At 69.5% G+C, this 8,713-nt stretch carries 12 protein-coding genes; 8 read left to right on the top strand and 4 right to left on the bottom strand.

Going from position 1 to position 8,713, the window contains the following annotated elements; all coding sequences use genetic code 11:
- Positions 1-63: 63 nt before the first annotated feature.
- Complete coding sequence (locus HMPREF3086_RS16135; protein WP_061228314.1) at positions 64-894, bottom strand: HpcH/HpaI aldolase/citrate lyase family protein; 831 nt, start codon at positions 892-894, stop codon at positions 64-66.
- A 99-nt stretch (positions 895-993) separates the two neighbouring features.
- Positions 994-1,389: a VOC family protein gene (locus tag HMPREF3086_RS16130; protein ID WP_070722923.1), complete on the bottom strand. Its 396-nt coding sequence runs from the start codon at positions 1,387-1,389 to the stop codon at positions 994-996.
- Positions 1,390-1,520: 131 nt separating this feature from the next.
- Here HMPREF3086_RS16130 and HMPREF3086_RS16125 point away from each other — a divergent pair, with 131 nt between their 5' ends.
- Both HMPREF3086_RS16125 and HMPREF3086_RS16120 read left to right on the top strand, forming a co-directional pair.
- On the top strand, positions 1,521-2,573 hold the full coding sequence (locus HMPREF3086_RS16125) for an ATP-binding cassette domain-containing protein (RefSeq protein WP_061228316.1): 1,053 nt from the start codon (positions 1,521-1,523) through the stop codon (positions 2,571-2,573).
- Entirely contained in the window at positions 2,570-3,436 is an 867-nt protein-coding gene (locus HMPREF3086_RS16120; RefSeq protein WP_070722921.1) for an ABC transporter permease, read from the top strand. Before HMPREF3086_RS16125 ends, HMPREF3086_RS16120 begins: the two co-directional genes overlap by 4 nt.
- A gap of 63 nt (positions 3,437-3,499) precedes the next feature.
- Here HMPREF3086_RS16120 and HMPREF3086_RS16115 read toward each other — a convergent pair whose 3' ends face one another.
- Positions 3,500-4,012, bottom strand: a complete 513-nt coding sequence (locus HMPREF3086_RS16115) for a hotdog fold domain-containing protein (protein ID WP_061228318.1) — start codon at positions 4,010-4,012, stop codon at positions 3,500-3,502.
- A 26-nt stretch (positions 4,013-4,038) separates the two neighbouring features.
- The gene (gene mftR / locus HMPREF3086_RS16110) at positions 4,039-4,677 is read right to left on the bottom strand and encodes a mycofactocin system transcriptional regulator (protein WP_070722919.1); all 639 of its coding nucleotides are present in this window, start codon (positions 4,675-4,677) and stop codon (positions 4,039-4,041) included.
- Between the two features lie 113 nt (positions 4,678-4,790).
- On the opposite strand from mftR, the gene mftA reads away from it, so the two are divergent.
- The 6 genes from mftA to HMPREF3086_RS16080 form a co-directional block, all read left to right on the top strand.
- Positions 4,791-4,877, top strand: coding sequence for a mycofactocin precursor MftA (mftA, locus tag HMPREF3086_RS18680; RefSeq protein WP_067716580.1), 87 nt, complete (start codon positions 4,791-4,793; stop codon positions 4,875-4,877).
- Between the two features lies 1 nt (position 4,878).
- A complete protein-coding gene (gene mftB, locus HMPREF3086_RS16100) occupies positions 4,879-5,205 on the top strand; it encodes a mycofactocin biosynthesis chaperone MftB (RefSeq protein ID WP_061228320.1) in 327 nt (108 codons plus the stop codon).
- A complete protein-coding gene (gene mftC / locus HMPREF3086_RS16095; protein WP_070722916.1) occupies positions 5,202-6,437 on the top strand; it encodes a mycofactocin radical SAM maturase in 1,236 nt (411 codons plus the stop codon). Before mftB ends, mftC begins: the two co-directional genes overlap by 4 nt.
- 63 nt (positions 6,438-6,500) lie before the next feature.
- Positions 6,501-7,724 carry a pre-mycofactocin synthase MftD gene (mftD, locus tag HMPREF3086_RS16090; protein WP_061228322.1) on the top strand — a complete coding sequence of 408 codons (1,224 nt, stop codon included), beginning with the start codon at positions 6,501-6,503 and terminating at the stop codon, positions 7,722-7,724.
- Between the two features lie 34 nt (positions 7,725-7,758).
- The gene (locus HMPREF3086_RS16085) at positions 7,759-8,574 is read left to right on the top strand and encodes a mycofactocin-coupled SDR family oxidoreductase (protein ID WP_061228323.1); all 816 of its coding nucleotides are present in this window, start codon (positions 7,759-7,761) and stop codon (positions 8,572-8,574) included.
- A 6-nt stretch (positions 8,575-8,580) separates the two neighbouring features.
- The coding region (locus HMPREF3086_RS16080; protein WP_168169110.1) for a creatininase family protein at positions 8,581-8,713 on the top strand (133 nt) is incomplete at its 3' end.

Genomic DNA, 8,713 nt, shown 5'->3' with positions numbered 1-8,713 from the left:
CCGGCCGCACCCGCGGCCGGGGCCCTGTCACGTCCGCGACGCGCCAGGCGTCCGCGGTTTCCGTCAGCGCGCGACGGCGTACGCCTGCGCGAGCCGGGCGATCTTCTGCGCGCGGGCCAGACGCGGCAGGTCGGAACCGTCGCGGCAGCGCTCGCCGCCGTTCCCGAGTTCGTCGATGACCGACTCGGCCCACGAGACGTCCGCGGCGGAGGGGGAGAGGACCTCGTTGATGTACGGCGCCTGGTCGACCCGGAGACACAGCTTGCCGGTCATGCCCATCTCGACGGCGTGCTCCGCCGCGTCCATGAGGACCCGGGTGTCGTTGGAGATGGTCGGCCCGTCGATCGGCGGGGCGACGCGCGCGATCCGGCTGGCCACCACGAACTGCGAGCGCGTGTAGGCCAGGGCGATCTGAGAGGACCCGATCCCGGTGTCGCGGCGGTAGTCCCCGACGCCGAACGCCAGGCGCACGACCTGGTCGGTCTTGGCGATCTCCGCCGCCTGTGCCAGGCCGTCCGCGGACTCGACCAGGGCGACGATCGGGGTGCCCTCGGCCAGGCGGGCCGCGGTGAGGGCGACGTGCTCGGCGTTCTCGGTCTTGGCCAGCATCACTCCGTCCAGCCCGGGGCAGTGGCCCAGAGCCATGAGGTCCTTCTCCCACTCCGGCGAACGGACGTCGTTGATGCGGATCCACGCGTGGTTGCCCGCCTCGAGCCACTGGCGCACTTCACGGCGCGAGCGTTCCTTCTCGGACTGCCGCACCCCGTCCTCGACGTCGAGGACCACCACGTCCATCTCGGAGTCCACGGCGTCGTCGAAACGCTCGGACTTGTCCGCGGGCAGCAGGAGCCACGAACGGGCGATGGTCGGCGGGATGGTCGACTGGGGGCTCACGGGTACCGGTCATCCTTTGGTCGTGGGGGCGTCGGAAGGCGCTGGCGCGGCCTCCCCACGATACGTCGACGAGCCGGGTACGGCTCCGGCGACCGGACCTCAGACGTCCGCGGCGGTGACGAGCTGGACGAGGTTGCCGCAGGTGTCGTCGAGGATCATCGTCCACACCGGGCCCATTTCGGTGGGCGGCTGAACGATCCGCGCGCCCCGCTCCTGCAGCTCGGCGTGCGCCCGGTGGATGTCGTCCACCTCGAACTGCGCGGCGGGGATCCCGTCGGCGTGCAACGCGGTGACGTAGGCACGGGCGGCGGGGTGCTGGTCGGGCTCGAGCAGTAGCTGGGTGCCGTTCGGATCGCCCGGGTCGACCACCGTGAGCCAGCGGAACTCGCCCGCGGGGAGGTCGTGTTTGAGGACGAATCCCAGGATCTCGGTGTAAAAGCTCAGCGCACGCGACTGGTCGTCGACGTGGACGGAGGTGATGGCTATGCGGGGCATGGAACGACGGTAGGTCGGTCGGGGCTCGTCGGCATCCGATCCGGCGCCGCGGACCGCATTGCTGACAGGATCTGTCCGCACGGCGCGGCGGGACTGTTGACTACTCCACGGGTGGGGGCCACCCTTTGAGGGTGAGTACCCGATCCACGTCCGCACCGGCGATCGAGGCCGAACACCTCGTCAAGCGATTCGGTGACTTCACCGCTGTCGACGACATCTCGTTCACCGTCCCCACCGGGACGGTCCTCGGATTGCTCGGCCCGAACGGTTCCGGCAAGACCACCACGATCCGGATGATGACCACCCTGAGTCCGCCGACCTCGGGAACCGCCCGGGTGGCCGGCCACGACGTCGTCTCCGAACCCGCACTGGTGCGCAAGAAGATGGGGTTGACCGCCCAATCGGCGACGGTGGACGAACTGCTCACCGGGCGGGAGAATCTCCGGCTAGTCGGTGACCTGTACGGGCTGCCGAAGAAGGCGGTGAAGGCGCGGGCGGACGAACTGCTGGAGAAGTTCTCGCTCACCGAGGCGGCGACCCGCGTCGCCAAGAGCTACTCCGGCGGGATGCGGCGCCGCCTGGACCTGGCGGCCAGTCTCGTGGCGGCCCCGCCGGTGCTGTTCCTCGACGAGCCGACCACCGGTCTGGACCCACGGTCGCGCAACGAATTGTGGGACGTGTTGCGCGGACTGGTCCGTGACGGCACCACGCTGCTGCTCACCACCCAGTACCTCGACGAGGCCGATCAGCTCGCCGACCGGGTGATCGTGATCGACCACGGACGCGTCATCGCGGAGGGCACGCCGCTGCAGCTCAAGGATCGCTCGGGGGTGGCGAGTCTGGTGATCACGGTGTCGCGTCCGGAGGACGTCGACGAAGCCGCGCGGGTGCTGACGACCCGGATCGCCGACTTCCACGTCGACCGGGACGCGCGCCGCCTCACCGCGCCGTCGGAAGGTGTCTCCGCGCTCGCGGGGATCGCCGCGGCGTTCACCGAGGCCGGTATCGAGCTGGACGACATCGGCCTGCAGCGCCCGAGCCTGGACGACGTCTTCCTCTCGTTGACGGGGCGTAAGGCGGAGGACCCCCGACTCGAGTCCGGCGGAGACGACACCGCCCGATCCGACACCGCCCGATCCGAGACCGCCAGTCTCGGCACCACCGAGGAGGAGTACCGGGTATGAGCACCGTCGCGGACCCCGCCGTGGGAACCACCAGCGCGGACGGCTTCGTCGTCCTGGCCCGCCCGGACGGCCCGTCGTTCGGCCGGCAGGTCTCGGCGCTGGTGCGCCGCAATCTGTTCCACATCCGGCGGCAGCCGGAGAACCTCGCGGACGTCACCATCCAGCCGGTGATGTTCGTGCTGCTGTTCGCGTACGTCTTCGGCGGTGCGATCGCCGTGGCGGGGAGCGGGAACTACCGCGAGTGGCTGCTTCCCGGGATCATGGCGCAGACCATGGCGTTCTCGTCGTTCGTCGTGGCCTCGGGACTGTGCAACGACCTCAACAAGGGCATCATCGACCGTTTCCGGACGCTGCCCATCCAGCGGGCGTCCATCCTCATCGCGCGGAGCGCGTCGAGCCTCATCCACTCCTCGATCGGCGTCGTGGTCATGTCGTTGACGGGCCTCATCGTGGGGTGGCGGATCCGCAGCGGGATCATCGACGCGCTGCTCGGATACCTCATCCTGCTGGGCTTCGGCTTCGTCATGATCTGGATCGGCATCGTCGTCGGTTCGCGGCTCAAGACGATCGAGGCGGTGAACGGCGTCATGTTCACCACGACGTTCCCCATCACGTTCGTCGCCAACACCTTCGCCCCGCCGGAGTCGATGCCCGTGTGGTTGCGGGCGATCGCGGAGTGGAACCCGCTCTCCTCGGTGGTGCAGGCGATGCGGGAACTCTGGGGCAACGCCCCGGCCGTCGGCCCGGACGCCGCCCTCCCGCTGCAGCACCCGGTGCTGGCGTCACTGCTGTGGATCGTCGGCCTGACGGTGGTGATCGCCCCGATCGCGATCAAGGCCTTCGACGCCCGCACCCGCGATTAGCGCGCCGGTCAGCCCGCCGACGAGCCCGCCGACGAGCCCGCCGACGGGAGAGCCGGTACCGTCTCAGCGCTTCTTCCTGGGCGAGACGCGGATGGTGATCGAGCCGGTGATGGGCTCGACCCCCGCGTCGTCGACGAACCGCAGGGGCACCTCGACGTCCTGCCCGGTGGTGATCGACGCGAAGTCGGGCAGCTCGGTCCACTCGGCCGTGACGGTCATCCCGCCCGTCGACTTGGCGGGGTAGCGCACGTTCATGCCCACGGGGATCCATCGGTGGGTGGCGGGAACCGTGGCCTCGGCGAGCATGCCCATGGCCATCTCGGCGAGGTTGCACGCCGCGATCACGTGGAAGGTGCCGATGTGGTTGCGGTTGCCCCACCAGCCGGGTCCGCGGACGACGCAGCGGCCCGGTCGGAGTTCGACGACGTGCGGGTACGCGGTGCGGAAGTACGGGGCCTTGAGGCTCACCGCCGCGCTGAACAGGCGGGAGCCGAACGGGAGCCGGGTGGCGGTCTTCCACAGCCGGTAGGTGGAGGTGTCGGTGTGGTGGGTGGGGGAGGTGTCGGAGTGGGTCACGACGACGAGGTTACCCGCCGGTAAGTTCAGCGCGGTCGCCCACCGGGCTCGAACGCGTCCTCTCGGGCGAGGATCTGCGTCCCGTGACGCAGGAGCTCGTGGAGGCGATCCTGGTCGGCTCCGGGCTCGGCCACCCACAGGCGGTAGGCGGACAGTGCGATCCCCAGCGCGGCGTGCGCGGTCGCGGCGGGCACGAGATCGTCCACCGTCTGGCCGAGCCTGGCGGCGACGAACCCGGCCACGGCCCGGCGCCAGTCGGCGTACACGAGGGTCGAGTGCGCCTGCAGTTCGTCCACGCCGAGCAGGAGGCGCATCCGTAGTCGGTGCGCTTCCGTTTGCTCGCGCGGGAACGTGTTGAACGCGATCAGTGCGTCGGCGAGGGCGTCGCGCAGTGGCGTCTGCTCGGGCACGTCGGCGAGGAAGCCCAGCATGAGGTCGATCTGCTCGTCGAACTCGCCCCAGGCGATGGCGGCCTTGCCGGGGAAGTAGCGGAACAGGGTGCGGCGGGAGATGTGCGCGGCCTCGGCGATCTGGTCGACGCTGGTCGCGTCGTAGCCCTGCCGGGCGAACAGGTCGAGGGCCACGTCGACGATGGAGGCGCGCGTGGTCGACGGCCGACGTCCCGGGGGCCGTGTCTCGGTTCCGGGCATTTCCGGCATTCCCATGACACGAGAGCCTAGATGAGTGACTCTTGCCACTGGCACTAAGTGCCAATATGATGCAGATCTCACCGGAAACCGGTGGGATGTCGCTGGAGTGCCAGACGAAAGGACACGTCATGGAGAACACGCAGAACACCGAGGTCGTGCTGGAGGAGGCCCTCATCGAGGAGGTCTCCATCGACGGCATGTGTGGGGTCTACTGAGATGACCTCCGCAGCAGCGCCGGCCGACGCCGAGCAGTCAGCCGCCCCGGCGGAATTCGACCTCGACGCCGGCTGGCGCCTGCACCCCGGCGTGGCGCTCCGGCCCGAGCCGTTCGGGGCACTGCTCTACCACTTCCACACCCGCAAGCTCAGCTTCCTCAAGTCGCCGACCATCGTCGAGGTGGTCAGCACCCTCGCCGACCACCCCACCGCGCGCGCCGCCTGTGCCGCCGCCGGGGTGTCGATCGATGATCCGGCGACAGCGCGGCTGTACCTGCACGCGCTCGGCCAGCTCGCCGCCTCGCGCATGATCGAGGAGACCTCATGACCAGCATGCTCGACCGTCCCGCCCCGGCGCCCGTCGGCCGCCTCGTCGACCAGTTCGAACGCGGGCTCGACGCGCCGATCTGCCTGACCTGGGAACTCACCTACGCCTGCAACCTCGCCTGCGTGCACTGCCTGAGCTCCTCCGGTCGCCGTGACCCGCGCGAGCTCAGCACCGAGCAGTGCAAGGCGATCATCGACGAGCTGCAGAAGATGCAGGTCTTCTACGTCAACATCGGCGGTGGCGAGCCGACGGTCCGCTCCGATTTCTGGGAGTTGGTCGACTACGCCACCAGCCATCAGGTGGGCGTGAAGTTCTCCACCAACGGCGTCCGTATCGACGAGAAGGTCGCCAGGCGCCTGGCCGCGAGCGACTACGTGGACGTCCAGATCTCCATCGACGGTGCGACAGCGGAGGTCAACGACGCGGTCCGCGGCCCGGGGTCCTTCGACATGGCCTGCCGGGCGCTACAGAACCTCAAGGACGCCGGCTTCACCGACGCCAAGATCTCGGTGGTGGTGACGCGCGAGAACGTCACCCAGCTGGACGAGTTCAAGGCGCTGGCCGACAAGTACGACGCGACCCTGCGCATCACGCGCCTGCGTCCGTCGGGCCGCGGCGCCGACGTGTGGGACGACCTGCATCCCCTGCCCGAGCAGCAGAAGGACCTGTACGACTGGCTGGTCGCGAACGGCTCCGATGTGCTTACCGGCGACAGCTTCTTCCACCTGACCCCCTTCGGTGAAGGACAGGCGCAGGGCTCGCTACCCGGGCTCAACCTGTGCGGCGCCGGCCGTGTGGTGTGCCTGATCGACCCGATCGGCGACGTCTACGCCTGTCCGTTCGCCATCCACGAGGAGTTCCTCGCCGGCAACGTCGTCGCCGACGGCGGCTTCGAGACGGTGTGGCAGACCTCGGAGTTGTTCCGTGAGCTGCGTGAGCCGCAGTCGGCCGGGGCGTGTGCGTCCTGCGACTTCTACGACAGTTGCCGGGGTGGCTGCATGGCGGCCAAGTTCTTCACCGGGCTGCCGATGGACGGCCCGGACCCCGAGTGCGTCCAGGGTTACGGAGAGGGATTGCTCGCGGCTGAGCGCAGCATCCCCGACCCCTCGCAGGACCACACGCGGCCCATGGGGCTCGCGGCGCGTAAGCAGCCCACCGGCCCGGTGCCGCTGACCCTCGTCACGACACCGCCGCGCAGGCCCACCAGCCTGTGCGACGAGTCCCCGATCTGAGCCGGCCCGCCCGGACGAACCCCGCTGGCCCGGACCAACCCCCTAGAAGGAGCAGCCACCACCGTGTCCCGCCTGTCGAAGATCGCCGAGGCCAACCCCTGGCGCCAGAACCCGTGGTTCGAGTCTGTCGCGGAGGCCCAGCGCCGCGCGAAGAAGAAGCTGCCCAAGAGCGTGTACATGGCGCTCGTCGGCGGCAGCGAGGCGGGGGTGACCATCCGCGACAACATGGACGCCTTCACCGAGCTCGAGCCCAAGCCCCACGTGATCGGCGCCAAGCAGGACCGTGACATGGCCACCACGGTGATGGGCCAGCCCATCAGCCTGCCGGTGATGATCTCGCCGACCGGTGTCCAGGCCGTCACGCCGGACGGCGAGGTGGATGTGGCCCGTGCCGCGGCCGCCCGCGGCACCGCGATGGGACTGAGCTCGTTCGCGTCCAAGCCGATCGAGGAGGTCATCGCGGCCAACCCGCAGACCTTCTTCCAGGTGTACTGGCTCGGCGGCAAGGAGAAGGTGCTGGAGCGGCTGGAGCGCGCCAAGGCCGCCGGGGCGGCGGGGGTCATCCTCACCACCGACTGGTCGTTTTCGATGGGCCGTGACTGGGGCAGCCCGGCCATCCCGGAGAAGCTCGACGCCAGGGCTATGATCACCCTCGCCCCGCAGATCGCCGTGCGTCCCCGCTGGGCCGCCGAGTGGGCCCGCGACGTGGTGGTCAACAAGCGGTTCCCCGATCTGACGACCCCCAACCTGGTGGGCAAGGGCGAGATGGGCCCGACGTTCTTCGGTGCCTACGGCGAGTGGATGGGCACCCCGCCGGCCACGTGGGAGGACATCGCCTGGGTCGTGGAGAACTACGACGGACCGGTCATGCTCAAGGGCATCATCCGGGTCGACGACGCCAAGCGGGCCGTCGACGCCGGGGTCACCGCGATCTCCGTCTCCAACCACGGCGGCAACAACCTCGACGCCACCCCGGCGTCCATCCGGTGCCTCGCGCCGATCGCCGACGAGGTGGGCGATCAGGTAGAGGTCCTGCTCGACGGCGGCATCCGTCGCGGTTCGGACGTGGCCAAGGCACTCGCGCTCGGTGCCCGGGCCGTGATGATCGGTCGCGCGTACCTGTGGGGGCTCGGGGCCAACGGCCAGGCGGGAGTGGAGAACGTCCTCGACATCATGCGTTCCGGACTCGACTCGAGCCTCATCGGGCTGAGCAAGTCCTCGATCTCCGAGCTGAACCGCGACGACTACGTCATCCCCGACGACTTCATGCGCCGTCTCGGCGTCTGACCCACCACCACGGAAGAGAAGGACACCCCCTGTAATGGGAGATTTCGACGGCAAGGTCGTCTACATCACCGGTGTGGCCCGCGGCCAGGGCCGCAAGCACGCGATCCGCTTCGCGCGCGAGGGCGCCAGGATCATCGGCCTGGACCTGTGTGACTCGCCGTCCGAGTACGTGAAGTACCGGGCCGCCACCGAGGACGACCTGGCCACCACCATCGAGCGCGTGGAGGCCGAGGGAGGGGAGATCCTCGCCGAGGTCGGTGACGTCCGCGACCTGGCGTTCCAGCAGGCCCTCGTGGCCCGCGGCTTGGAGCGCTTCGGTGGCCGCCTGGACGTGGTGATCGCCAACGCGGGCATCTGCAACTGGGGCAAGGTCTGGGAGCTCGACGAGCAGCAGTGGCAGGACACCCTCGACATCAACCTCACGGGGTACTGGAAGACGCTGCGTGCGGCGATCCCGCACATGCTCGACGCGGGTAACGGCGGCTCGATCATCCTGGTCAGCTCGGTGGCGGGCCTCAAGGCCATGCCGGTGCAGTCCCCGTACTCGGCCTCCAAGTACGGCGTGGTGGGCCTCGCGCAGACCGCCGCGAAGGAGCTCGGTGAGCACGGCATCCGGGTCAACACGATCCACCCCTACGGCGTGCGGACGCCGATGGGTGCCGAGGACCCCGACGCGCTCGAGGTGTTCAACAACATGCCGCAGTTCCTGCCGCATTTCACCCCGATCCTGGGCATGGGCATGGCCAGCACCGACGACATCTCCGACTCGGTGATGTTCCTCGCGTCGGACGCCTCGCGCACCATCACCGCCTCGACCTTCACCGTCGACATGGGCGCGATCAAGGTCTGACCCGACATGACGGGCGCGACCGGCGCGGACGGACGGCCGGGCGGCGGCGTGCTGGCGGTGCTGCCACTCGGGGCCACCGAGCAGCACGGTGCGCACCTGCCGCAGGAGACCGACACCCTCCTCGCGGAGGCCGCGGCCC

Origin of the sequence: Dietzia sp. HMSC21D01 (assembly GCF_001815995.1) — a bacterium.
In the GTDB taxonomy this organism is placed as follows: domain Bacteria; phylum Actinomycetota; class Actinomycetes; order Mycobacteriales; family Mycobacteriaceae; genus Dietzia; species Dietzia cinnamea.
This window is presented reverse-complemented; position numbering and strand designations above follow the sequence as displayed.

Coding starts and splice junctions, on each gene's coding strand:
- HMPREF3086_RS16130 (WP_070722923.1), bottom strand. CDS start 1,389: ATGCCCCGCATAGCCATCACCTCCGTCCACGTCGACGACCAGTCGCGT.
- HMPREF3086_RS16120 (WP_070722921.1), top strand. CDS start 2,570: ATGAGCACCGTCGCGGACCCCGCCGTGGGAACCACCAGCGCGGACGGC.
- mftR (WP_070722919.1), bottom strand. CDS start 4,677: ATGGGAATGCCGGAAATGCCCGGAACCGAGACACGGCCCCCGGGACGT.
- mftA (WP_067716580.1), top strand. CDS start 4,791: ATGGAGAACACGCAGAACACCGAGGTCGTGCTGGAGGAGGCCCTCATC.
- mftB (WP_061228320.1), top strand. CDS start 4,879: ATGACCTCCGCAGCAGCGCCGGCCGACGCCGAGCAGTCAGCCGCCCCG.
- mftC (WP_070722916.1), top strand. CDS start 5,202: ATGACCAGCATGCTCGACCGTCCCGCCCCGGCGCCCGTCGGCCGCCTC.
- HMPREF3086_RS16085 (WP_061228323.1), top strand. CDS start 7,759: ATGGGAGATTTCGACGGCAAGGTCGTCTACATCACCGGTGTGGCCCGC.